This window comes from Ruegeria sp. S84 (genome assembly GCF_056583445.1).
This window is the reverse complement of record NZ_CM152618.1, coordinates 1,105,656-1,129,832: the sequence shown is the minus strand read 5'-3', so window position 1 is coordinate 1,129,832 and position 24,177 is coordinate 1,105,656. Positions and strand designations below refer to the sequence as shown.

Below are 24,177 nucleotides of genomic sequence, written 5' to 3'. Positions count from 1 at the left end.
GCTGCAACTAAGGACAGCTAAACATGTATCGCTACTCCGAGTTCGACACAGCATTTTTGGCAGAACGCAACGCGCAGTTCCGTGCGCAGGTTGAGCGTCGCATTGACGGTTCGCTGACTGAAGACGAATTCAAGCCACTGCGCCTGATGAATGGTCTGTATCTGCAATTGCACGCTTATATGCTGCGGGTCGCTATTCCATATGGCACGCTGTCCAGTGCTCAGATGCGTCAGCTCGCTTTGCTGGCCGAGAAATGGGACAAAGGTTACGGCCATTTTACCACCCGTCAGAACATTCAGTACAACTGGCCGAAGCTGAACGACGTGCCGGATATGCTGGACGCACTGGCCGAGGTTGGCATGCACGCCATCCAGACCTCGGGTAACACCATCCGCAACGTGACCGCCGATCATTTCGCCGGTGCCGCCGCGGATGAAGTCGCTGATCCGCGCCCCTATGCCGAACTGCTGCGCCAGTGGTCAACCGACCACCCTGAATTCCAGTTCATGCCCCGCAAATTCAAGATCGCCATCACCGGCAGCGAGAATGACCGCGCCGTGATCAAGGCGCATGACATCGGTCTGCAATTGGTTGAGCGTGATGGCGTTCTGGGTGCCCGCGTCATCGTTGGCGGTGGTCTGGGCCGTACGCCCATGATCGGCAAAGAGCTATCGGAATTCGTCGCCTTTGACGACCTGCTGGCCTATCTTGAGGCCACCGTTTCCGTGTGGAACCAGATCGGCCGTCGCGACAACAAGTACAAGGCACGTATCAAGATCACCGTGCATGAGCACGGCATCGACGCCATCCGTGCCAAAGTGAACGAACGCTTTTTGAAGGTTCGCCCGCAATTCAAAGGCGCGGATATGAACCTGCTGGAAGAAATCAAGGGCCACTTTGCGCCTCCGGCCTTCCGTGATGGTTCGGTTGCCTCGTTCGAGAGTGCCTACACCAACGATCCGGTCTTCCGTTCGTGGGTCGACACCAACATCGCGCCGCACAAGAACGCGGACCACGCGATCGTCACGATCTCGATCAAGAAGCACGGCCAGACGCCGGGCGATGCGACTGCCGAGCAGATGCGCGTGATGGCCGATCTGGCCGAAGAGTTCGCCTATGACGAACTGCGTATCAGCCATGAGCAGAACGTAATCCTGCCGCATGTCCACAAATCCGACCTGCCCACGATCCATGCGAAGCTGAAAGAGCATGAGCTGGCCACCGCAAATATCGGCTTGATCAGCGACATTATCGCCTGTCCTGGTATGGATTACTGCGCACTGGCGACGGCACGTTCGATTCCCGTGGCGCAGGAAATCGCGACCCGGTTCGAAGACCTGAAACTGGAGCATGATATCGGTCACCTGAAGATCAAGATTTCAGGCTGCATCAACGCCTGTGGTCACCACCATGTGGGTCACATCGGCATTCTTGGCCTGGACCGCGCTGGCGTCGAAAACTACCAGATCACTCTGGGTGGTGACGGTACTGAATCCGCAGCCATCGGTGATCGTACTGGCCCGGGCTTCGCCTATGACGAGATCGTTCCGGCGGTCGAGCGCATTGTCGACACATATCTGGAGCAGCGCGACAGCGCGGAAGAGACCTTCTTGCAGACCTATCGCCGCGTTGGCATGGCACCGTTCAAAGCGGCGCTTTACCCCGAGGCACAGGCCAATGCCGCTTGACCTGATCCAAACGGAACTGGGGGCTGATCGCGCCGAACTGACCGAAAAGGTCGAGGCGCTGAACGCCCGCTTCCGCCACCACAGTGCCCATGATGTGATGCATGGCGCATTGGACGAGATCGAGGAGCTTGCTCTGGTCTCCAGCTTTGGCGCGGAATCGGTGGTGTTGCTGCATATGGCTGCAGTGGTCGACAAGATGACCCCAGTGCTGTTCGTGGACACCCAGATGCTGTTTGCCGAAACGCTGGAATACCAGCAGGAGGTCAGCGAGCGTCTGGGCCTGCGCAATGTGCAGATCATCCGCGCCGAGGATGAAGATGTTCAGCGCGACGATCCTTATGGCGCGTTGCGTCTGCGTGACACCGATGCCTGCTGTAACCTGCGCAAGACCTTCCCGCTGCAGAAAGCTCTGACCGGGTATTGTGGCTGGATCACCGGGCGCAAACGGTTTCAGTCCGGCACCCGTGCCGCGCTGGACTTTTTCGAGGTCGAGGACGGAACCGGCCGGATCAAGGTCAACCCCTTGGCCCACTGGGCGCCCAACGATGTGCGCGCCTATATGGAAGAAAACAACCTGCCCCGGCATCCGCTGGTGGCCAAAGGATACCCCTCGATCGGCTGTGCGCCCTGCACTTCGCCGGTCAAAGAAGGCGAAGACCCCCGCGCCGGGCGCTGGCGCGATCAGAACAAGGAAGAATGCGGCATCCATTTTGTTGATGGAAAAATGGTGCGCATCGGAGAGAAAACATGAACGTAATCGTAAACGACGAGGGCTTTGCCCCCGATGATTGGACCGATGGCTATGTCACGCTGGACGATGCAGCGAATGACGTGGTTGCACTGGATATCGCCTCGGACACTGACCCCGATGAACTGTTTGACCGGCTGGGCAGCGCCCAGATGGTGCGCGTGGACTTTCCATCCTCAGCGGATGGGCGCGGTTTCACCATCGCGCGTGTTCTGCGTCTGAAAGGTTATACGGGTCGCCTGCGGGCAAAAGGCCATGTTCTTGCAGACCAATACGCCATGGCGCGTCGTAGCGGCTTTGACGAAGTCGAAATTGATGACACCTTGGCGAACCGGCAGCCCGAAGATCAGTGGTTGGCCCGGGCCAATTGGCAGGACAACAACTACCAGGCCCGCCTGCGCGGCTGACCCGCCATCGCCAACCTGTGATACGAAAGGGGCAATCTGCCCCTTTTCCTGACTTGGATCAAAGATTAAACGGAGATACCGGTTTAGCAGACCGGCAGTGAAATGATGACAGAGATGAAATCCGTGAGTGAAGCAACCGCCGTTAAGGCCCCCGTCCTGCCCGACGCCCAGACTGTGACCGAGGTCAAACATTGGACCGACCGCCTGTTCTCTTTCAAGGTGTCGCGCCCTGCATCGCTTCGTTTCCGCTCGGGTGAGTTCGTGATGATCGGCCTGCTGGGCGACAACGGCAAACCGCTGCTGCGCGCCTATTCCATCGCCTCGCCTTCATGGGATGAGGAACTGGAATTCTACTCGATCAAAGTGCAGGATGGCCCGCTGACCTCAAAACTGCAGCACATCCAGCCTGGTGATCAGATCATCCTTCGGCCTAAACCCGTTGGCACGCTGGTGCATGACGCATTGCTGCCCGGCAAGCGCATCTGGTTCTTCGCCACTGGCACAGGCTTTGCGCCCTTCGCGTCGCTGCTGCGTGAACCGCAGACCTATGAGGATTATGACGAGGTTATCATCACCCATACCTGCCGCGACGTAGCTGAACTGGATTACGGTCGCGAGTTGATCGAGAGCGTCAAACAGGACGAGTTGCTGGCCGAACTGATTGGTGACGGTTTCGCCGACAAGATTCGCTATTACCCCACCACCACGCGGGAAGAGAGCCCAAAGATGGGCCGTATAACCGAGCTGTTGAAAGACGGCACAGTATTTGCCGATCTGGGCATCGAAGGTGGTATCAAGCCAGACACTGATCGCGCGATGGTTTGTGGCAGCCTTGCCTTCAACCATGACATCAAAGCAATTCTGGAAGAGTTCGGCTTGCGAGAGGGTGCCAATTCCGAACCCAAGGAATTCGTGATTGAAAAGGCATTTGTGGGCTAATGGGGTTTGCCGGTGGAGTTATCGACACCCTAAACCGGCAAAAACTCACGAAATTCATGGAAAATTCATGCGGCTTGCAATTTATGCCGCTTGAAACACCTCTCAGCCCGGTCTAAATTCCGGGCTCGAAATTCTGCAATCATCAAAGGAATGAACCCATAGCCCGCAGACCTCACAACGCGCCGCCACAGCGAGATACCGGCCCGCGCGTCAATGACAAGATCCGTGCTCCCGAAATTCGCCTGATTGGCGCCGAAGGTGAAAATGTCGGGGTGGTTCATCCCGCAAAGGCCATGCAGATGGCCGCCGATGTCGGCCTCGATCTGGTTGAGATTTCGCCCAACGCGAACCCGCCGGTCTGCAAAATCATGGATTTCGGCAAGTTCAAGTACGAACAGCAGAAACGCGAAAGCGAAGCCCGCAAGAAGCAAAAGATCATCGAGGTGAAAGAGGTCAAGTTCCGGCCCAACACCGACACGCATGACTATGACGTCAAGATGCGCAACGTGTTCAAGTTTCTTGAGAACGGCGACAAGGTCAAAGTCACCCTGCGATTCCGGGGCCGCGAGATGGCGCACCAGAACCTGGGGCGTGAGCTGCTGGAACGTGTGGCCGAAGACGTCAAGGATCTGGGCAAGATCGAGAACATGCCCAAGATGGAAGGCCGTCAGATGATCATGATGATTGGCCCGCTGCCACAGAAGTAGGTTTTCTTTTTGTAGAATGACAAAAGCCCCTCCGAAATCGGAGGGGCTTCTTTGTTTTCTGGCTTCTCGCCTAAATCAGATCACCGAGGATATCGCCCGATCCAGCTTGTCTACAAGCTCGACCAGTTGGTCATCTTCGATGACAAAGGGCGGTGCTAGGAGGATATGATCTCCGTTGCGTCCATCACGCGTTCCCGACATCGGGTAACAGATCAATCCCTCGGCCATGGCGGCCTTCTTGATCTTGGCCGCTAGGCCGCGCGACGGATCAAACGGAGTTTTCGTATCCCGATCCTCGACCAACTCAATTCCTCGGAATAAGCCGCGGCCCCGTATGTCCCCGACATTCGGGTGTTGGCCAAACTTGTTTTCCAACATGCTCTGCAATTTGCCCCCCATTACGCCGGCCCGCGCTGGCAGTTCACGAGAAGTAAGTTCCTGTACAACGGCAAGCGCAGCCGCAGTCGCAACCGGATGACCGATATAGGTGTGGCCATGCTGGAAGAAGCCCGATCCATCCCGGATCGCATCATAGATTCGACCCGAACACAGCATCGCTCCGATAGGCTGATACCCAGCCCCCAACCCTTTGGCGATACAAAGAATATCCGGCGTGACATCGTCATGATCACAGGCAAACAAATGCCCGGTACGCCCCATGCCGCACATTACTTCGTCGAGGATCAGAAGAACGCCGTGTTGATCGCAAATTTCACGGATTCGCTTGTAGTACCCCTCGACTGCCGGAACAGCCCCAAGCGTCGCACCAACCACCGGCTCCGCCATGAAAGCCATGACCGTTTCAGGCCCAAGGCGCAGGATTTCTGCCTCCAGCTCATTCGCAACGCGCTGACCATATTCAAAACTGCTCTCATCCTCAGGCTTTTCGGCGTACTCATAGCAAGGAGCGATATGAGTCATCTCGATCAGCATCGGTGCAAACTGCGCCCGCCGCCATTCATTGCCACCCGCCGAAAGTGCCCCCAAAGTGTTGCCGTGATAGCTTTGTCGGCGCGCTATGACATGACGGCGTTCAGGCTGGCCGGTTTCCAGATAATACTGCCGCGCCAGTTTGATAGCAGCCTCGGTCGCCTCTGACCCGCCCGAGACAAAATAGACCCGGTCCAGTTCGCCGGGGGAGTGTTTAATCAGCAGATCGGCCAGTGCCTCGGCCGGTGCCGAGGTCATAAAGCCCGTATGCGCAAACGCAATCTGCGCCACCTGATCCTGCACCGCTTTGACCACAGCGGCGTTGGAATGGCCGAGGCATGAAACGGCAGCATCACCACAATCCAGATAGCGACGGCCGGTTGAGTCGATGAGATAACAGCCGTCACCACCAGCGGCCTCAGGCAGTTCCGACTTTGTATGGCGTGGAAATACGTGACTCATGTCGACGTCCTTTTCAGAAGATCAATCAGCGCCGCGACGGATGCGGCATTGTCAGCCCAGGTTTGTCCATCCGGACCGGCAAGGCTGTTCTCAAAACCCACGCGCACATCGCCACCCAACTGCGCGGCCTTTTGCAGGCACGCATGCTCCTGCCCTCCAAAGGCACAGACCATCCATGGATCAGCGCTGTGCGGAAACACATCCAGATCATTCGGACTCGATTCCTGCGCCGTGGCATAGCGACCAAGGACAAGCAGACGGTCGACCTGATCCGATTTTACCACCCCTTCAGCCTGCCAATGGGTCAGTAACTCGACGTCAGCGACATCATAGAGGATATGCTGAACACGAGTCCCTTGTTCCGCGCATAGTGCGTAGACCTTTGGCGCAAGCTCGGGCGAGCGTGCAATCTCGCGCACCGAAATCGAAGCCCAGTCCGGGCGCACACTCTGCAAACAAGCAAGTTGTGCTTGAACGCCGAAAACGCCAGCGGCTTCTGTCGTAATCTGGATGTCCATGTCAGGGACCGCAGCACGCAGTTCAGCAATGGTTTCGCGATACAAACCCGCATCAAGCGAATGCTGGCCTGCCTGATCGCGAATATGCAGATGCAGACCTTGCGCACCTGCCCTATGGCACGTTTTCGCGACCTTGACGATTTCATCAGTCTTGATCGGCAGGGCGGGATGATCTCCATGCCCTCGTCGCGCCCCGTTCGGAGCCACCAACACATATGGCCTTCTCGTCATCCTCAAACCAGTCCCAGACATTCCGTCACCTGTTTTTTACGATCCCGAATTAAACACCTCGCTCACGTTTTCAATTTGCATTCTTCATAACATTTGTTTTTTCTTACCAAATGCAACACACCTCATCCCAACTGACCGAGCAGCTTCGGCACGAAATCGACACCCTGCCTCAGCAAATGCAAGCCGCAGCGAAATACATCATCGACCACCCTGGCGATTTCGGGCTCGACCCGGTTCGGCTTACCGCCGAAAAGATCGGTGTCAGTTCAAATGTTTTGGTGCGGTTGGCACAACGCATGGGATTCGACAGTTTTGAGTCGTTCAGACGACCCTTTCGCCAAACCCTTGTCACAGACCGAGAAGATCGGCTGGGTCAGGGCTGGCTGGATCGCATGAAATCGGGGGACCAATTCAGCGCCGCGCAAGCTGGGTTTGCGCAAAACGAACTGAACGTCGTAGCCCGCTCCCTGCGACTGGCCGATCCTGATTTGATGCAACAGGTCACAGAGTACATGATTGCAGCTAATCGCTGTTTCATAACCGCGACCCGGGCCAGCTATGCTTTGGCCTATTATCTTCACTATGCGGGTCGGATGGCACACCCAGGATTTCAGCTTATCCCGCGACATATGGGATCAGCCATCGATGATTTGCTCGAGGCCGATGAGGCGGACTGCCTTTTCGCTATTACCGTTCACCCCTATTCCTCTGACACTATACAATCCATGCGTTTTGCGCGTAAACGCGGAATGCGCATCGTGTTATTGTCGGATAGCGATGTCATCGCCCCTGGTGTTGACCCTGACATCGTGCTGCCTGTAAGTACCCGCGCGCAACATCACTTTTCCAGCTTCTCCGGAGCGATGGCAGTGCTTGAATGCCTGCTAGGTCATCTCTTTGCCGCCGGGGGATCAGCCGCGCGTGACCGCGTGGAACGCTATCAGACGGCACGAGAAGACACCGGCGCCTACTGGCGCCCCGCCAAGCCCCCAAGAGTTCGGAAAGAATAAAGAGCCCCGGCTTTCACCGAGGCTCTCAAAGCTGATTAACAATCAGATCAGCTGCAAGCTTCGACAGCCCGTTTCGTCATAACAGTGACCAGATGCGCCCGATACGTTTTGCTCCCGTGCAGATCACCAATCATGTTCATCGGATTGATGTGCAGCCCCATCAAAGCGTCCGCGCGGAACTCTTTGTTCAGGGCCTCCTCAGCCTCTGCCCAGCGGAAAACTCCGTCCTCGCTTGCGCCGGTTACTGCAACCCGAACGCCATTGGCAAACCGAGCGAGATAAACCCCGACCAACGCAAACCGAGACGCGGGCTGCAAAAACTTCTGATAACTCGCCGCCTGAGGCACAGGGAAACGCACCGAAGTGATAATCTCGCCCTCTTCCAGAGCTGTCGTGAACATGCCCTGAAAGAAGTCATCCGCCGCTATCTGGCGATTATTGGTAACAATGGTCGCGCCTGAACCCAGCACTCCCGCCGGATAACAGGCCGCTGGATCATTGTTGGCAATCGAACCGCCAATAGTGCCACGATTACGCACCGCAGGATCACCGATCTGGCCGGCCAGCGCTGCCAGCGCCGGATAGTTACCAGCAGCTTCAGCGGCCACATTTGCGTGGGTTGTTGCACCGCCTATCGCCACCGAGCCATCATCCTCGACGCAGACCCCTTTCATTTCAGCGATTCCATTGACCGAAACCAGCTTGGATGGCGCGGCCAACCGCTGCTTCATTGTGGGGATCAGGGTTTGCCCACCCCCCAATGCCTGTGCATCCTCAACTCCCAACGCAGTAACCGCGTCAGCGATGGTCGAGGGTTTCTCAAACTCGAAATTGTACATTTCGTTCTTCCTTTCCGAAAAGCGCGGATCCGCCCTTCATCTGGCTATAAATATCTCGGGGAGCGCGAGGGGCTGACCCCTCGCACCCGAACCTCTCAACCATGCATTGCTGTCCAAACACGCGACGGGCTCATCGGCATGTCAATGTGATCAACAGCCTTTCCACCCGAGTTCAGTGCATCCAGAACCGCGTTGACTACCGCAGGCGGCGAGCCAATCGCACCAGCTTCACCGCAGCCCTTCACACCCAACGGGTTGTGCGTACACGGCGTCTGGCTGGAATGGTCGACCGCATAGAACGGCAGATCATCGGCGCGTGGCATCGCGTAATCCATGAAGGATGCGCTCAGCAACTGGCCATTCTCGTCATAGGCGCAGTTTTCCAACAAAGCCTGACCGATACCCTGACCGATGCCGCCATGTACCTGACCATCCACAATCATCGGGTTAACGATGTTGCCAAAGTCATCCGCAGCGGTGAAGGCTTCGATGGTCACCTGTCCAGTCTCGGGATCCACCTCAACCTCGCAGGCATATGCCCCCGCCGGGAAGGTGAAGTTGGCCGGGTCATAAAATGCGGTCTCCTCCAGCCCCGGCTCAACCTCCAACGGGAAGTTGTGCGGTACATAGGCTGTCAGAGTCACATCACCCCAGGCCACCGACTTGTCAGTGCCCGCGACGCTGAATTGACCGTCCTTCAGCTCGATATCGGCCTCGGACGCCTCGAGCAGGTGGGCCGCGATCTTCTTGGCCTTGTCGATCACCTTTTCGGTCGCCTTAACCATGGCCGAACCACAGACCGCGAGCGAGCGTGAGCCATAAGTGCCCATGCCGAACGGGATCTTCGAGGTGTCGCCATGCACAATCTCTACCATCGACTCGTCGATGCCGATCATGTCGGCCACAACCTGCGGGAAAGCGGTCTCATGCCCCTGCCCGTGGCTATGTGCACCAACCATGACGCTGATGGAACCGGTGGCGTTCACCCGCACCGTGGCAGCATCATAAAGACCCGCCCGGGCCCCCAGCATGCCGACGATGTTCGAGGGCGCGATGCCGCAGGCCTCGATATAGCAATTGACGCCTAGGCCACGCAGCTTGCCATTGGCCTCGCTTTCCGCCCGTCGCGCGGCAAAGCCAGCCAAATCAGCAGCAGCTTCAAGCTTATCCATCGTCCCGTTGTAATCCCCGGTGTCGTAGGTCAGCGCCACCGGTGTGTCATACGGGAACTGGGTGATGAAATTCTGGCGACGCAGGGCGATCGGATCGACACCCAGTTCACGCGCTGCCTTGTCGATGACGCGCTCTAACTGATAGGTCGCCTCTGGCCGACCCGCACCGCGATAAGCGTCCACCGGCACTGTGTTGGTGAACATTGCCTTCACATTCACCTGAATGACCGGCGTCTTGTAGTTGCCCGCCATCAGAGTGCCATGCAGCCAAGTCGGAACCGAGCTTGAGAAGGTCGACAGATACGCGCCCAGATTGGCGTAAGTGTTGGTGCGAAGGCCTGTGAAGTTATTGTCCGCGTCCAAAGCGAGCTCAATCGTGCTGACGTGGTCGCGGCCCTGCGCATCCGACATAAACGCCTCGGACCGGCTGGCGGTCCATTTGACCGGACGGTTGCAGGCCTTGGCAGCGAATGTACAGAACGCCTCTTCCGCGTAGTGGAAAATCTTCGTGCCAAATCCACCACCAACATCAGGCGCTACGACACGCACTTTGTGTTCAGGCAAGCCCAGAACAAATGCGCACATCAGCAAGCGGATCACATGCGGGTTCTGCGAAGTGGTGTAGAGCGTGTACTCATCCGTACCCCGGCTGTACTCGGCCACCGCAACGCGCGGCTCCATCGGATTAGCAACCAGACGGTTATTGATCAGGTCCAGAGTGGTGACATGGGCCGCGTTGGCAAAAACCTCATTGACCTTGTCATTGTCTTCTTCGCCTAGATGCCAGTCATAGCAGATGTTGTTCTTCAAATCCTCATGGATAAGCGTCGCGCCATCCTGCGCTGCGGCTTTCATATCCAGCACGGCAGGGAGCTCTTCGATATCCACTTCAATCGCTTCCGCCGCATCTCGGGCGAGTTCAAGGCTGTCCGCGACAACGGCAGCGATGGGATCGCCTACATGTCGGACCTTGCCTTGCGCCAGAATGGGATGCGGTGGTTCTTGCATCGGGGCGCCATGACGGTCGGTTACTTCCCAGCCGCAGGGCATTCCGCCCACGCCTTCAAAGTCCTTGCCGGTGAACACCTTCACAACCCCCGGCAAACCCTCGGCGGCAGATGTGTCAATGTTGGTGATCCGGCCATGCGCGATGTCGGACCGTAGGAAATGCACATAGGCCTGGCCATGTACGTTGATGTCGTCGGTGTAATTGCCTGCTCCGGTCAGAAAGCGTACGTCCTCGCGCCGCTTGGAACTGGCTCCGATGCCACTGTCTTTGGGCATTGCTTGTTCTCCTCCGTGGAAAAGAATTTTCGTCGAAAATTCTTAACCGCCTCACTCGGCGGCGATGCTGGAAACGTCTTGACCCGATGCGGCCATGATTGCCTTGACGATGTTGTGGTAGCCTGTGCACCGGCATAGGTTACCCTCAAGGTACTTGCGAATTTCGCCTTCGGTCGGGCGCGGGTTATCCTTGAGCAATGCTGCAGCGCTCATCACCATGCCCGGAGTGCAAAATCCACATTGCAGCCCGTGATGATCCTGAAAGGCCTGTTGGATCACGTTCAGCGTGCCATCTTCGGCCGCCTGCCCCTCGATCGTGCCCACATCCGCGCCGTCTGCTTCCAGCGCCAGCATGTTGCAGGATTTGACCGCCTCACCATTCACGTGCACCACGCACGCGCCACATTGAGCCGTGTCGCAGCCAATATGTGTGCCTGTCAAATTCAGGTGGTCGCGTAGAAATCCGGATAATAGAGTCCGCCCTTCAACATCACCGCTGACGGCAACGCCGTTCACGGTCATTGAGACCTTGGTCATAAGATCCTCCCCTTTTTTTGGCTTATTTGCTAAGCCAGAGTTAAACACGGTAAATTTCGTTTGAGAACAAAAATATTTGCCTGATTTTTCCGCAGTTTCGCTGATCAGCCTTCTAACAATGATGCGTCCACCAAACAGGGCAAAATTGCCGTTGCGTCATTTACTCTTGGCAGCGCGGGGCTGTGGCCGCGTCGGGATTTCTTTTAGCAGCCCACCGACACCCATCCCTGCGATGTCCGCGCCCGTCGTTTCGATTCCGCAAGCAACGCGGGACAAGACCCAATCCGCCCCGTTCAATGCTGGTGAGCGCGCGCATCCGGGCAAACCGATAATGGGGCGCCCGCCGGAAGATCCCAAAAACAACAGGTTCCCCGGATCGACCGGCATTCCAAACCGGTCGACGATACCCCCCGCTGCCCGCACAGAAGCAGGCGCCACATCATCTTTATCCGACGTGGCCGATCCGGTCAGGATCATGACGATCTCACCCCGAATGGCCGAAATCGATGCTGTTAAGTCGCCCATCCGATGCGGCACCACCTGAACATCTGACAGATTCATACCCAAAGCCTCAACCCGGCTACGAATAGCAGCGATACCTTTTTCATTAGATGGCCCGCCAGCAATGTCGGTAACGATGAGACCCGCGTTTTCGTATTTGGGCACCGATAACCGAATAGCGTCCTGCGCATGACGGGCCGCACTCTCAACGTCGGATCGAGGTACGGCATAAGAAATCACCTTGATCGTCGCGACCATGCCGCCAGCCGCCATCTGCTGATATTGCGGCACCGTCGCAACAGTGATCATCGGATTGACCTGATTGAACTTTTGCAAGGCATCGGTAGCCAGCACCGCGACGCCTGGTCCATTTGCTAAAAGGTTGACCCGGCCTGTAAAGGCTTCGGTGACACGCAGATTTGCCTGTGTGGGACTTGGTGCAAGCGCTTCTGCCAGCAGCGCTGCGGCTTCGTCCTCATGGCAATCACCTTGCTCCAGTCTGGCGACTGTGACCTCGGTCAGACCGGCTTGGTGCAACTCGGCTATGTGCTCGGACGAAAGCGTTATACCTTTCCTAAGCTTGCGGTTTCCCGCTTTGACGGAATGGGCCAATATCGCGCCGTTGGCGTCGGAAACGGGTACCGGACCAAACTTCACGCTCTGCCTCGCAGAACCGCAGTCATTTGCGCCAGAATCGCAACGGCTATTTCAGACGGTCCAGCCGCCCCGATATCAAGCCCAACGGGTCCGTGGATCAGTGAAATCTGGTCATCGTTGAACCCGGCCTGCTTCATCCGCTCCACGCGTTTGGCATGTGTGCGCTTAGATCCGAGTGCGCCGATGTAGAACACATCGGCCGCCAAACTGGCCTGAAGCGCGGGGTCATCAAGTTTGGGGTCGTGGGTCAGCAACACAAGCGCGGTGCGCGAGTCGAGACCCAGCTTTGACACAGCCTCATCCGGCCAATCCGTCAGGATGGTTTCTCCGGGAAAACGTGCGTCCGATGCGAAGGCCTCGCGCGGGTCTATAATCGCCGGGTCATAGCCCGCGATCCGGGCCATCGGCACCAGAGCTTGGGCGATGTGCACCGCTCCCACCACTATCAACCGTAGCGGTGGGTTGTGGACAGCGACAAAGGTTTGCCCATCCTCTTCGAACCCGGACCTGTCCATACGCAAGCGTTCGGAATAGGCATTATGGCGCAACGCGCGCTGGCCCGTCTCGACATTGACTTCATAGGCCAAGGGTTCGCGCCGCGCCCGTGCCGCGACCAGTTCGGCCAGCATTGGTTCGGGCAGGACCTTGCCGACCGGTTCAACCAAAACCCTGATCGTACCGCCGCAGGCCAGACCGACGGCAAACGCATCCTCGTCGCTTACACCGAACTCTAGCAGCCTTGCCTCGCCTTCCTCTATGGCTTCCAGCGCTTCGACGATCACGGCACCTTCGACGCAACCACCAGAAACCGAGCCTTCGATCCGACCATCGCCCGCAATGACCAACTGCGCGCCTACACGGCGCGGCGCGCTGCCCCAGGTCTCAACCACAGTGGCCAAAGCCGCGCCCTTCCCGGCGCGATACCATTTTAGTGCGGTTTCCGGGCTGCTATCGAATCGTTCCATTTAGACCTCCGGCCGTGCTTGGGTTCAACATAGTCAGCTTTGGAGCAATGAAAAGCGCTCAGCGGGTCGATCTTGTGGCGCTAACAAGCCGATTTTGAACTCACATTCACAAATTGTTGAATGTTGGAAGGCGTCATTCTAGCCTGCATGCGATTCCGGGGCCTATTCGGGATCGTCCCAACATATTTCATAGCGGAGACAAACAGTTGAAACGCATTCTTACACTCGGAGCAGCGATCGGCCTGTTGACTGCCAGCACCGGCTGGGCTGACACATTTCTGAAATACGGTGAGGTCGAAGGCTGGAAGGTTTTCATTGATCAGGACAAGAAATCCTGCCTGATCGAAGCGGTTGATGACGCTGAAAATGTCGTACAGATGGGCCTGACCGAAGATCGCGGCGTTGGCTATGTGGGCGTCTTCACCAAAGCCGAGACCAACATCAAGAAAGGCGAGAAAGAGGCTGTTGCCATCCTTATCGGCGACAATATTTATGTCGGAGAAGCCACCGGTATGAAGGGGAACATCACCAAGGGCTATTCGGGCGGGTATGTTCTGTCAGACGACCCTCAGTTCGCAGATGATCTTGCCAAGAAGAAGGTGATGGTCGTTTTCCCGGAGAAAGAGTTCGCCTTCACCGTTGACCTGACTGGCACTTACAAAGCCATGGAGATGGCACGGAAGTGCAATGAAGAGCAGCTTTCGTAACAGCTAGTCTGAAAGCGCGGACATCAGCCGCGCTTTCTGCCCCTGATCATCTGGTTGCGAAATCACGGCGGCCAGATCTTCCAGCGACGCAATCGAATGCCCGGCGCGGAAGCTGTCGACATGTGGAAGCATTGTCGCCACACCCTGAGCTTTCGGTGCGAACCCGTCCCAGCGCAGCAATGGGTTCAGCCAAATCAGACGCCGCGACGACAGGTGTAGGCGCTCGATTTCCTTTTCCAGCATCTCGGGATCGCCCCGCTCTAACCCGTCGGTGATCAACAACACGACCGCCCCCTGCCCCATGACGCGCCGCGACCAGTCGCGATTGAACTGATGCAGGCATTCTCCGATCCGGGTTCCGCCTTCCCAGTCCTGCGCCTCGGCCCCAGCAGCGGCCAGCGCTGCATCGACATCACGTTGATGCAGATGGCGGGTGATGTTGGTCAGGCGTGTGCCAAACGTGAAGGCGTGCACTTTGGCCCAACCTGCGCCTTTGGCATTCGAAACCGCGTGTAGAAAGTGCAGAATGATCCGACTGTATTGGCTCATCGACCCGGAGATATCGCACAACGCCACCAAATTCGGCCAGCGAGGTTTGGGTTGCAAGTGCGCGATATCGCGTAGTTCGCCACCCTGCCGCATCGCTGACCTAAGTGTCCGAGCGCGATCAATGCGGTGACCGAGGTGACTGGCCTGACCTCGGCGAGACTCGATGGGTTTGACCGGTAAGTTCAGGCGCGACAGCATGCGTTTGGCCTGCGCGATCTCGGATGTACTCATCTGTTCGAAATCGAGGTTACGCAAGCGTTCTTCAGATGACGCGGTTTGGGTTGCGTCGATCTCGATCTCGCTTTCCTCTTGTTGCTCGGTTGATTCTGGCAAGTCGCGTTCGACGCCATCCAATAACGCCTCAGCCGCGCGCTTTTCAGCCGCATCCGCTTTGCGCTCCTCCTGAACACCGCGAATGGCGGGCAGCATCATGGACATCATATGTTCTAGATACCGCGGATCGCGCCAATAGAGGCGGAAGACTTGCGCAAAAACCGTTCGATGTTCCGGCCGGTTCACGAAACAGGCATGCAGCGTCCAGTAGAAATCTCTTTTCTCGGTGAACCCCGCAGCCTGCACCGCGCGGATCGCGTCAATCACGCGCCCAGTTCCTATCGGCAGTCCGGCCTTGCGCAAAGCGCGCGCAAAATGGGTGATGTTCTGGGCCAGTTTGGGGTTGTCCGGTATATCGAGTGGGAGTTGTTCGGCCATCAAACCCCCAAAGTATTTTCGAGCATATGAAGCATCAGGCTGGTTCGAGATCGGCTTTCGCCTGATCCAGAATGCGTTTGGCCTCGGACCCCTGCAACTTTTGGATGTCGTCCTGGTATTTCAGGATGGCACCCAACGTATCGCCGATTACTTCGGGACTGAGGTTGATAACGTCCAGCGCCAGCAGACACTTAGCCCAATCGATGGTCTCGGCCACCCCCGGTTTCTTGAACAAATCTTCAGTGCGCAAGCGCTGAACAAAGGCGACCACCTCACGGCTCAGCGCTTCTGCCGCTTCGGGAGCCCGTGCGTGCAGGATTTCGATTTCGCGCGCAAAGTCAGGGTAATCAACCCAATGATATAGGCAGCGGCGTTTCAGTGCGTCGTGTACTTCGCGCGTGCGGTTCGAGGTGACGATCACAATGGGCGGTTCTGGAGCTTTGACAGTACCAAGCTCGGGGATCGTGACCTGAAAGTCACTGAGCGCCTCCAGCAAGAAAGCCTCAAAGGGTTCGTCGGTCCGGTCCAATTCGTCAATTAGCAGTACAGGTGCCCCAGTAGCATCCGGGCGCATGGCCTGCAGCAAGGGGCGCTCGATCAGATAATCATCCGAGAACAGCTCGGTCTGCAACGCGCCTCGGTCCGCCCCACCCGACGCTTCTGCGGTTCGGATCGCCACCATCTGGGCGGGGAAATTCCACTCATACACGGCGGAAGAGGCATCAAGGCCTTCGTAGCACTGCAACCTGATCAGGCGCCGCCCCAATCCTGCGGCCAGCGCCTTGGCGATCTCAGTCTTGCCGACGCCCGCCTCGCCTTCCAGAAATAGAGGTCGACCAAGTTTCAGCGAAAGAAACACAACCGTCGCCAAAGCCCGGCCACAGACATAACCCTCAGAGCCCAAAAGCTCTTGCACGGCATCGATGGAGTTTGGCTGTGTCATGAGTTCCCCTTTTTCCTGCGCCCCAACAGGTCATGACCACAACCAGAGGTCAAGACCACCATCCGTCAGTGACTTACGGCGATCTGTCTCATCGGCAAGGTCAAGAGGGTCTTTCACCATTCAAGCGGCTGTGTTAGCCGGGGGCCATGACCCAATCCCTGACGATCCGCCGCCCCGATGACTGGCATTTGCATCTGCGCGATGGCGCCATGCTACAAGCCGTCCTGCCTGAAACCGCGCGCCATTTTGCCCGTGCCATCATCATGCCGAATCTGGTTCCGCCCGTTGTCAAAGGTGACGACGCAGCAGCTTATCGGGACCGCATCCTTGCTGCTCTGCCTGAGGATATGACGTTTGAGCCGCTGATGACGCTCTACCTGACCGAAGACACGGACCCGGCGGATGTGGCCGCCGCACATGCAAGCGGATTGGTCAAGGCGGTCAAGCTTTACCCGGCTGGGGCAACAACCAACTCGTCTTCTGGCGTTCGCGATTTCGACAAGGTGCGCCCGGTGCTGGAGAAGATGGCCGAGATCGGTCTGCCGCTATGTGTGCACGGCGAAGTCACGGATGCCGAGATCGATATATTCGATCGCGAGGCGGTGTTCATCGACCGCGTTCTTGATCCGATTCACAAAGCAACACCCGGACTGCGCGTGGTGATGGAGCACATCACGACGTCAAACGGCGTGGATTACGTCAAGGCGAATGATAAAGATTTGGGTGCGACGATTACAACGCATCACCTGATCATCAACCGCAACCACATCCTGGTGGGCGGTATCAAGCCGCATTATTACTGCTTGCCGGTCGCCAAACGCGAAGAGCATCGGCTGGCACTGCTGACCGCCGCGACATCGGGCGATGCGCGTTTCTTCTTGGGCACAGACAGCGCGCCGCACACGGATGCAAACAAGGAAATGGCCTGTGGCTGCGCCGGCTGTTTCACTGCAACCAATACGATGTCACTGCTGGCCGAAATGTTCGAGCGCGCAGATGCGTTGGACAAGCTAGAGGCGTTCACGTCACTCAACGGCCCGGCCTTCTACCGCCTGCCAGTGAACGAAGAGACCATCACGCTGACCAAAGGCGATGAGGTCGTCTATCCGGCCAAAATCGAAAGCGGCGACGGCCCCGTGACCGTATTCGATCCGGGCTTTCCGCTGCATTGGCGGGTCACTTAATCGGTTAACCTGTCAGCCAAATCCGCTGCGCGCCCGCCGGTGCGCAGCATCGACCAGATGGCGTCCGCCTCATCCCCCCCGATCAGCTTCGCCGCTTTCTCCCTGACGCGATCTTCGCGATCCGAAAGAGACATCGGTGCCAGCAGATCATGGCTGGCCTCGCGGCGCGCGCCGTCCCGGCGTAACAGGGACAGATGGGCTTGTGTCTCGGATAGACTCTCATCCGCCTCGACCGTGATCCGGTCCCTTAAGGATTGCAGTCTTGGATCAGCACAAATCTTGTCGGAATAACTCCCTGGCAGAGCTGTATCGTAGCCCATTGCCTGCATTGCGATCACGGTACGATAGGAAAACTTCGCTCCTAACCCACTGGTCGGCTGCAGTTGATTGCACACGCTCATCCAGCGGGGGTGGGTTCTGATCTTGATCTCGGCCACCTCAGGCTCGGCGATGTCGAGATCGCGCGCAGCCTCAAGCGCCGCGTGCAGGCCATGGCAGCAAGCGTGGAATTTGTGGCTGATGCTTTCGAACAGCCACTCGTCCCCCAAACCATCAAGCGCAGCAGCTAAATCGTCAGCCCCCAAATGTGTCGCCCCAAACCCAAACGGGCCTTCCAATGCGTCAGCACCGGGTTGAAAGCCGTTGCGGATCAACTGGGCGGCCTCAACACCGTTCGAGGCCGCAAGTCCAGCGTTATAAGGTTTACCCATGGTCCCGAACTGTGATTTCTGCCCTGAGGCCCGGGTCGCGGTTAGCCCCAACAGGTCACGCATCTGCTTTACGTCAAATGCCATAATCCGACCCGCAGCCACCGCAGCCCCAAACGCGCCAGCCGTGGCTGTTTGGTGAAAACCAGCCTGATAATGACCACGACCAAGCCACAAACCGATGCGGATCGATAACTCCATTCCCACTAGCGCTGCCTCAAGCAGATCGACCAGAGGTCGGTCTTCCCACGCCGCAAGAGCAAGGGCTGCAGGAAAAACAGCAACCGATGGATGACCGATATGAGCGAAATGCGTGTCGTCATAATCAAGCGCATGAGAAATGGTACCATTCACCAGCGCCGCTGCGCGTAGCGGCGCATCACCGCCTCCGAACAAACGCGCCTGTGCGGCACCGCTCTCGGAAAGAACCATCTGACGTATGATGCGGGAAACCGGCTCATCTGCGCCTGCCCGCCCCACAGCAAGCCAGTCCAACGCGGATAAAGATGTCACGATACGGGCCTGCGCCGTGGTCGATACAGAACCAGCAGCAAACTCGGCAAGGGCAGTTGTCAAATCGGTCATGTGGCGCAGTCTAGCGCGCGCCGCTCGGGCGTAAAGCCTCAGCCGTACAGGACGGCAGCACGTTGTTCGAATGCTCGGACGATACGGTGCATGGCTTCGTTGAAAACCACGCCAATGATTCCTTGCAGAACCGCGTTCTTGAATTCGAAATCAACGTGGAACGAGACGTTGCAGCCGTCTTCCGTATCTTCAAACTCCCAATCCGAGCGCATGTATTTGAACGGTCCGTCCAGATACTCGGTATCGATCCGTTTCAGCTCATCAAACAGCGTGACGCGGCTGCCGAAGCGTTCGCGGAACACCTTGAATGAAATAACCAAATCCGCTTCCATCACCTTGCCATCGCCCGCGGCATAGGTCCGACGGATGCGGGCCGCAGCGCACCAAGGCAAAAATTCAGGGTATTTCGCCACATCCGCGACCAGATCATACATCTGCTGAGCGGTGTAAGGCAGCGGGCGGGTCTCGGAATGGGTTGGCATGATATCTGGGATTAACTGGTGACAATGGCGCGTGATTTCGTATGTTGCGCGCCAAAGATCAAGGGGGCAGCGATGAGCCAGCGCGCATATGTGATAGATGAGATGATCTCGGCCAAGGCGATTGCTGCCCGGATCGAAGAGCTTTGCCGCGAAATAACGGCTGAATTCGGCGGCACCGACAAGCTGGTCGTTGTCGGCCTGCTGCGCGGCAGCTTCGTCTTTATCGCTGATCTGGTGCGTGAGCTAGACCTGCCCATCGAGGTCGATTTTCTTGAGGCATCATCCTACGGTGACTCGATGGAAAGCAGTCGAGAAGTTCGTATTCTTAAGGACTTACGCGGCGCCATTGAAGGGCGCGATGTTTTGGTGGTCGAGGATATCGTGGATACCGGCCATACCCTGAATCATGTCTCCAAGCTGCTCCGTACCCGCAAGCCGCACCGGTTGAAATCCATCGCCCTTCTGGACAAACCCAGCCGGCGCGAGGTTGATTTCCGCTCGGACTGGATCGGGTTTGAAATCCCTGATGAATTTGTCGTGGGTTATGGCATCGACTATGCGCAGCGCAATCGCAACCTGCCGTTTATCGGCAAGGTTCGATTTGTCGAAGATCAGGACTGATGAGTCTGCGCCACTTTGTTCGCATGTCAAAATGGGGGCGAAACCCGCCCTCGGAACGGCGCGTGAAACTGGTGTTTGGCGCGATCCTTATCTGCCTGATGATTGCCGGAATTGAATATATGGGTTGGTGGCCCGAATGGGCAGAAAGCCAGCCCAGAAAACTCAGGCCTTGAGCGTTTGTTCGATAGCAGCCAGAAAAATATCTGTCCCGATCGGGATCAAAGCATCCGGAAAATCATAGTCGGGGTTGTGTAGCTGCGGATGATCCCGCCCCGCGCCTAGCCAGAACATGGCGCTTTTTGCGCCTTTTCCGAACTGCCCGAAATCTTCCGAAAACCTTTGTGGGGTCGCAACCAGCTTGCAAGGAATGTCGCGGCTTTGGCAGGCCTCTGACAGGATCTGCACGGCTTCACCCGAATTTGTGCAAGCCTCAAACACATCGTCATAGGTGATTTCAACACCTAATCCCTGTGCCTGAGCACGTGTAGTCACCAGCTGTTCTGCGTCGCGGATCAGGCTTGCCATCCGGCTGTCCGAGACCGTGCGCAGGGTCACCCACAGTTCGGCCTGACCGGGTGCGATACCAAAAGTGGCCTCACCCAGCCTAGCATGGGTTACCGTTGTCAGCGCATATTCTGCATCCAGCGCCCCACCCTGCCCCAGAATGGCCAAAGCAGGCATAAGCTCTGCCAACGCACCGGCTGGCGACACTCCATCCTGAGGAGCCGCCGCGTGCGAGGTTTTGCCCGTCAAAACAATTCGCATCCCACGCGAGGCGCAATTCGCCGGACCCGAGCAAAGCTCAACCCCGCCCAATTCCAAACCCGGCAAATTGTGTAAAGAAAACAAATAGTCCGGAGCGATATCCGCAAACTTGGGATCAGCACGATAGGCAATCGCACCTTGACCGGTTTCTTCGGCGGGTTGAAAAATCAGAACCACCCGCCCCTTGGTCGGACGCTTGTCCCCCAATACAAAGGCAACACCAAGCACCATCGCCATATGGCCATCATGCCCGCAAAGATGCCCCTTTCCGGGATGTTGCGACGCGTATCGTGCACTTGAGATTTCCTGGATCGGCAAACCGTCCAATTCACATCGGATTCCGATGGTTGGTCCGGGCTGTCCGCTATCATAAACCGCCGCGACACCGTGGCCACCGATACCTGTCAGAACCGCATCGGGATCACACGCCTGAAGCAAGTTCGAGATACTCGTCGCGGTTCCACGTTCCTCGCCCGATATCTCAGGCACTTGATGCAGTTCATGGCGCTTTTCGGTAAGCCAGGATTGAAGTTCGGGTTTCACCTCTGGTTCAACTTCTTTTGTCGAGCTTCGCGCAAACGGGCGAAATCATCGCCCGCATGGTAAGACGACCGGGTCAAAGGAGTTGCCGAGACCATAAGGAAACCTTTGCCGAATGCAGCTTTTTCATAGGCCGCAAACTCTTCGGGTGTAACAAAGCGGTCAATGCCATGATGCTTGGGTGTTGGCTGCAGATACTGGCCGATAGTCAGAAAATCGATATCCGCCGCGCGCATGTCATCCATGACCTGACGAACTTGCTGCTCGTCCTCGCCCAGTCCGACCATTATGCCGGATTTGGTGAAAATGGACGGGTCCATCTCTTTGACCCGCTGCAGCAAGCGCAATGAGTGGAAATATCGCGCACCGGGACGCACCTGAGGATAAAGGCCCGGCACCGTTTCAAGATTGTGATTGAACACATCTGGCTTGGCCTCGACAACAATCTCAAGCACCGAGGGATCGCATTTCAGGAAATCCGGCGTCAGAATCTCGATCGTAGTCTTGGGCGAGCGGTGTCGCACCGCACGGATGGTCTGTGCAAAGTGATCGGCGCCTCCATCGAGCAGGTCATCCCGGTCCACGGATGTGATGACCACATGGTTCAAGCCCAGCTTCTGCACCGCATGCGCCACGCGACCCGGTTCAAATGCATCCAGAGTATCCGGCTTACCGGTCGCAATGTTGCAGAAGGTACAACCGCGCGTGCAGATTTCGCCCATGATCATCATGGTCGCGTGACCCTGGCTCCAGCACTCACCCACATTCGGGCATCCGGCTTCTTCGCAGACGGTGACCAGATTGTTGTCACGCATGATCTTATGCGTCTCGGCATAGCCCTTGCCACCCGGCGCTTTGACACGAATCCAATTCGGTTTGCGCGGAGCCGCATTGTCAGGTCGATGTGCCTTTTCGGGGTGTCTTTGCTCGGGTATTTTCAGATCACGCACAGCTGGCTTTCCTGACTTTGGGTCAATTATCTTTGTTCATAACATAGACCGACTCATTTGGTTACACCAGCGGCGCATAGCCGCTATGCAGCACGTCTACGCGCGTGCAGCGAAAGTGACCACGCACATCATTTTACGCATTACTTATAATGCTTTATCGCCATCAAAGATATTATGCTTTTGCAGCATATATATCATTGAAGCCGAGTTAGAATCATTTTAACTCTCGCGGCAAACATATGTGAATCACAGGAGTTTGATGATGAAAACCGGTGCAAAACTGCCTGACGTAACCTTCCACACCCGTGTCCGTGATGACGCCGTCGAAGGCCCCAACCCGTTCCGTTGGGAAGACAAGACAACTGCGGATTATTTTGCAGGCAAGCGCGTTATCCTGTTCTCGCTACCCGGTGCGTTCACCCCGACATGCTCGACCTATCAATTGCCTGGTTTCGAAAAAGGCCACGGCGATTTTGCGGCCAAGGGCATCGATGCAATCTACTGCATGTCCGTCAACGACAGCTTTGTCATGAACAAATGGGCCGCCGATCAGGGTCTGGAAAACGTCAAGGTCATTCCTGATGGGTCCGGTGAGTTCACGCGTAAAATGGGTATGCTGGTCGACAAGGACAATCTGGGCTTTGGCATGCGCTCGTGGCGTTACGCAGCCATCGTCAACGATGGCGTTGTGGAGGCATGGTTCGAAGAGCCCGGCCTGATGGATAACTGCCCCGAAGACCCTTACGGCGTGTCGTCCCCGGAAAACCTAATGAAGCATCTGGACGAAGCCCGCGAACCGGCGCTGGCATAATCCTGTCATGCCCTACTTTGAAAGGCCCGCCATTTCGGCGGGCCTTTTTCGTTAGGTTCGAGTTTTAGCTACCACGTCTTCACCGACCTGCCGGATTACTTGCGCCAATCGATCGAACCACTCCTCCGCTCCGGTCGAGCTGCGACGCACCAGGCCAATGGTCCTCGCCGGTTGCGGCGCACCAAATCGCAACAATCGCAATCCGGGGACTGCATCCGTCTCGGCCTGCGCCGCAAGTTCAGGCATCAACGTCAGGCCAAACCCTTCGGCGACCAAACGCGACAACGTGGCAAGTGAGGACGCACCCATATTAATTTGGCCGCTGGTACGATCCTGACCGCAAACTTCTAGCGCCTGATCTGTCAGGCAGTGCCCGTCTTCCAACAGCATCAATTGCGCTGTCTTCAAGTCCACAGGCCGCAACTCTTCCGGGCTGATGGTCAATCGATTCAAGCGAGTCTGACTTCCTGCCAGCAAGAACCGATCTTCGAACAGTGGCTCTTCGTGGAAAGTTCCATTTCCCAAGGGTAGCGCCAGTACGGCGGCATCTATTTCGCCCAAGCCCAACATGGATAGCAGCCGCTCGGTCCGGGCCTCGCGAATCTGAACCCGTAACGAGACATCCGCAGCCCGCAACCCAGCCAGCACCCCCGGCAGCAAATAAGGTGCAACCGTAGGAATAATCCCGATCGACAGGGACCTATGGCCACCCGAACGGTCGCGCGCAAATCGATCCAACCGTTCGGCCGCGTTCAGGACATGTTGGGCATAGTCCAAAACGTCTCGACCAAGTGGTGTCAACAGGATGTCGCGGGCCTGCCGTTCGAACAACGGCCCACCGATCGAGTCTTCCAGCGCCTTGATTTGAACCGAAAGCGCAGGCTGCGATACATGGCAGACCTGCGCGGCACGGCCAAAGTTACGCTGTTCGGCGACGGCCTGGAAATATTGCAGCTGGCGGAAGGTGAAATTCATAACCCCTGACTATCATTTGGGGTCATTTCCGCAAGGCCAGTATATGGCTGCA

General features: G+C 57.1%; 25 protein-coding genes. 11 read left to right on the top strand and 14 right to left on the bottom strand.

Annotated elements, in window-relative coordinates; translation table 11 throughout:
- Window positions 1–23 precede the first annotated feature (23 nt).
- From AC1DFB_RS05680 to infC, 5 genes are all read left to right on the top strand, one after another.
- Window positions 24–1,688: a nitrite/sulfite reductase gene (locus tag AC1DFB_RS05680; protein ID WP_480922309.1), complete on the top strand. Its 1,665-nt coding sequence runs from the start codon at window positions 24–26 to the stop codon at window positions 1,686–1,688.
- Complete coding sequence (locus AC1DFB_RS05675) at window positions 1,678–2,439, top strand: phosphoadenylyl-sulfate reductase (protein WP_170595766.1); 762 nt, start codon at window positions 1,678–1,680, stop codon at window positions 2,437–2,439. Before AC1DFB_RS05680 ends, AC1DFB_RS05675 begins: the two co-directional genes overlap by 11 nt.
- A complete protein-coding gene (locus AC1DFB_RS05670) occupies window positions 2,436–2,843 on the top strand; it encodes a DUF934 domain-containing protein (protein ID WP_170393227.1) in 408 nt (135 codons plus the stop codon). The genes AC1DFB_RS05675 and AC1DFB_RS05670 overlap by 4 nt, the downstream gene beginning before the upstream one ends.
- A gap of 105 nt (window positions 2,844–2,948) precedes the next feature.
- Window positions 2,949–3,782, top strand: a complete 834-nt coding sequence (locus AC1DFB_RS05665; RefSeq protein WP_170393228.1) for a ferredoxin--NADP reductase — start codon at window positions 2,949–2,951, stop codon at window positions 3,780–3,782.
- Between the two features lie 116 nt (window positions 3,783–3,898).
- Window positions 3,899–4,489: a translation initiation factor IF-3 gene (infC, locus tag AC1DFB_RS05660; protein WP_310793657.1), complete on the top strand. Its 591-nt coding sequence runs from the start codon at window positions 3,899–3,901 to the stop codon at window positions 4,487–4,489.
- Window positions 4,490–4,564: 75 nt separating this feature from the next.
- Here the strand turns inward: infC and AC1DFB_RS05655 are convergent, their stop codons facing one another.
- Together AC1DFB_RS05655 and AC1DFB_RS05650 are read right to left on the bottom strand one after the other, a co-directional pair.
- Entirely contained in the window at window positions 4,565–5,881 is a 1,317-nt protein-coding gene (locus AC1DFB_RS05655; protein WP_170510190.1) for an aspartate aminotransferase family protein, read from the bottom strand.
- Entirely contained in the window at window positions 5,878–6,630 is a 753-nt protein-coding gene (locus AC1DFB_RS05650; RefSeq protein ID WP_480922308.1) for a beta-keto acid cleavage family enzyme, read from the bottom strand. Before AC1DFB_RS05650 ends, AC1DFB_RS05655 begins: the two co-directional genes overlap by 4 nt.
- Before the next feature lie 110 nt (window positions 6,631–6,740).
- On the opposite strand from AC1DFB_RS05650, the gene AC1DFB_RS05645 reads away from it, so the two are divergent.
- A complete protein-coding gene (locus tag AC1DFB_RS05645) occupies window positions 6,741–7,640 on the top strand; it encodes a MurR/RpiR family transcriptional regulator (protein WP_480922307.1) in 900 nt (299 codons plus the stop codon).
- Between the two features lie 47 nt (window positions 7,641–7,687).
- Here the strand turns inward: AC1DFB_RS05645 and AC1DFB_RS05640 are convergent, their stop codons facing one another.
- From AC1DFB_RS05640 to AC1DFB_RS05620, 5 genes are all read right to left on the bottom strand, one after another.
- Window positions 7,688–8,479, bottom strand: a complete 792-nt coding sequence (locus AC1DFB_RS05640; protein ID WP_170510198.1) for an FAD binding domain-containing protein — start codon at window positions 8,477–8,479, stop codon at window positions 7,688–7,690.
- Window positions 8,480–8,574: 95 nt separating this feature from the next.
- Entirely contained in the window at window positions 8,575–10,935 is a 2,361-nt protein-coding gene (locus AC1DFB_RS05635; protein ID WP_170510202.1) for a xanthine dehydrogenase family protein molybdopterin-binding subunit, read from the bottom strand.
- A 51-nt stretch (window positions 10,936–10,986) separates the two neighbouring features.
- Complete coding sequence (locus AC1DFB_RS05630) at window positions 10,987–11,472, bottom strand: (2Fe-2S)-binding protein (RefSeq protein ID WP_170393234.1); 486 nt, start codon at window positions 11,470–11,472, stop codon at window positions 10,987–10,989.
- A 156-nt stretch (window positions 11,473–11,628) separates the two neighbouring features.
- Window positions 11,629–12,630 (bottom strand): molybdopterin-binding protein, encoded by a 1,002-nt coding sequence (locus AC1DFB_RS05625; protein ID WP_480922306.1) that lies wholly within the window; start codon window positions 12,628–12,630, stop codon window positions 11,629–11,631.
- Window positions 12,627–13,595 (bottom strand): XdhC family protein, encoded by a 969-nt coding sequence (locus tag AC1DFB_RS05620; RefSeq protein WP_480922305.1) that lies wholly within the window; start codon window positions 13,593–13,595, stop codon window positions 12,627–12,629. The genes AC1DFB_RS05625 and AC1DFB_RS05620 overlap by 4 nt, the downstream gene beginning before the upstream one ends.
- 206 nt (window positions 13,596–13,801) lie before the next feature.
- On the opposite strand from AC1DFB_RS05620, the gene AC1DFB_RS05615 reads away from it, so the two are divergent.
- Window positions 13,802–14,302 carry a hypothetical protein gene (locus tag AC1DFB_RS05615; RefSeq protein ID WP_170393237.1) on the top strand — a complete coding sequence of 167 codons (501 nt, stop codon included), beginning with the start codon at window positions 13,802–13,804 and terminating at the stop codon, window positions 14,300–14,302.
- A 3-nt stretch (window positions 14,303–14,305) separates the two neighbouring features.
- On the opposite strand, the gene AC1DFB_RS05610 is transcribed toward AC1DFB_RS05615, so the two are convergent.
- Window positions 14,306–15,562, bottom strand: a complete 1,257-nt coding sequence (locus tag AC1DFB_RS05610; protein ID WP_480759865.1) for a vWA domain-containing protein — start codon at window positions 15,560–15,562, stop codon at window positions 14,306–14,308.
- A 34-nt stretch (window positions 15,563–15,596) separates the two neighbouring features.
- Window positions 15,597–16,505 carry an AAA family ATPase gene (locus AC1DFB_RS05605; RefSeq protein WP_170510219.1) on the bottom strand — a complete coding sequence of 303 codons (909 nt, stop codon included), beginning with the start codon at window positions 16,503–16,505 and terminating at the stop codon, window positions 15,597–15,599.
- 146 nt (window positions 16,506–16,651) lie between these two features.
- Here AC1DFB_RS05605 and pyrC point away from each other — a divergent pair, with 146 nt between their 5' ends.
- Window positions 16,652–17,689, top strand: a complete 1,038-nt coding sequence (gene pyrC, locus AC1DFB_RS05600) for a dihydroorotase (RefSeq protein ID WP_480922304.1) — start codon at window positions 16,652–16,654, stop codon at window positions 17,687–17,689.
- On the opposite strand, the gene AC1DFB_RS05595 is transcribed toward pyrC, so the two are convergent.
- A complete protein-coding gene (locus AC1DFB_RS05595; protein ID WP_480922303.1) occupies window positions 17,686–18,981 on the bottom strand; it encodes an MmgE/PrpD family protein in 1,296 nt (431 codons plus the stop codon). The genes pyrC and AC1DFB_RS05595 overlap by 4 nt on opposite strands.
- 38 nt (window positions 18,982–19,019) lie before the next feature.
- A complete protein-coding gene (locus AC1DFB_RS05590; RefSeq protein WP_170393242.1) occupies window positions 19,020–19,463 on the bottom strand; it encodes a type II toxin-antitoxin system RatA family toxin in 444 nt (147 codons plus the stop codon).
- Between the two features lie 72 nt (window positions 19,464–19,535).
- Between AC1DFB_RS05590 and hpt the strand changes: the two genes are divergently transcribed.
- Window positions 19,536–20,084 (top strand): hypoxanthine phosphoribosyltransferase, encoded by a 549-nt coding sequence (gene hpt / locus AC1DFB_RS05585; RefSeq protein ID WP_010439696.1) that lies wholly within the window; start codon window positions 19,536–19,538, stop codon window positions 20,082–20,084.
- On the top strand, window positions 20,084–20,257 hold the full coding sequence (locus AC1DFB_RS05580; protein WP_170421327.1) for a hypothetical protein: 174 nt from the start codon (window positions 20,084–20,086) through the stop codon (window positions 20,255–20,257). The genes hpt and AC1DFB_RS05580 overlap by 1 nt, the downstream gene beginning before the upstream one ends.
- Here AC1DFB_RS05580 and AC1DFB_RS05575 read toward each other — a convergent pair.
- Both AC1DFB_RS05575 and lipA read right to left on the bottom strand, forming a co-directional pair.
- Window positions 20,247–21,392 carry an amidohydrolase gene (locus AC1DFB_RS05575; RefSeq protein WP_480922302.1) on the bottom strand — a complete coding sequence of 382 codons (1,146 nt, stop codon included), beginning with the start codon at window positions 21,390–21,392 and terminating at the stop codon, window positions 20,247–20,249. The two genes, AC1DFB_RS05580 and AC1DFB_RS05575, sit on opposite strands and share 11 nt — an antisense overlap.
- Window positions 21,389–22,339: a lipoyl synthase gene (gene lipA / locus AC1DFB_RS05570; protein WP_170405410.1), complete on the bottom strand. Its 951-nt coding sequence runs from the start codon at window positions 22,337–22,339 to the stop codon at window positions 21,389–21,391. The genes AC1DFB_RS05575 and lipA overlap by 4 nt, the downstream gene beginning before the upstream one ends.
- A 262-nt stretch (window positions 22,340–22,601) precedes the next feature.
- Between lipA and AC1DFB_RS05565 the strand changes: the two genes are divergently transcribed.
- Entirely contained in the window at window positions 22,602–23,150 is a 549-nt protein-coding gene (locus AC1DFB_RS05565; protein WP_170405407.1) for a peroxiredoxin, read from the top strand.
- Window positions 23,151–23,201: 51 nt separating this feature from the next.
- Here AC1DFB_RS05565 and AC1DFB_RS05560 read toward each other — a convergent pair whose 3' ends face one another.
- A complete protein-coding gene (locus AC1DFB_RS05560; RefSeq protein ID WP_480922301.1) occupies window positions 23,202–24,125 on the bottom strand; it encodes a hydrogen peroxide-inducible genes activator in 924 nt (307 codons plus the stop codon).
- Window positions 24,126–24,177: the final 52 nt, after the last annotated feature.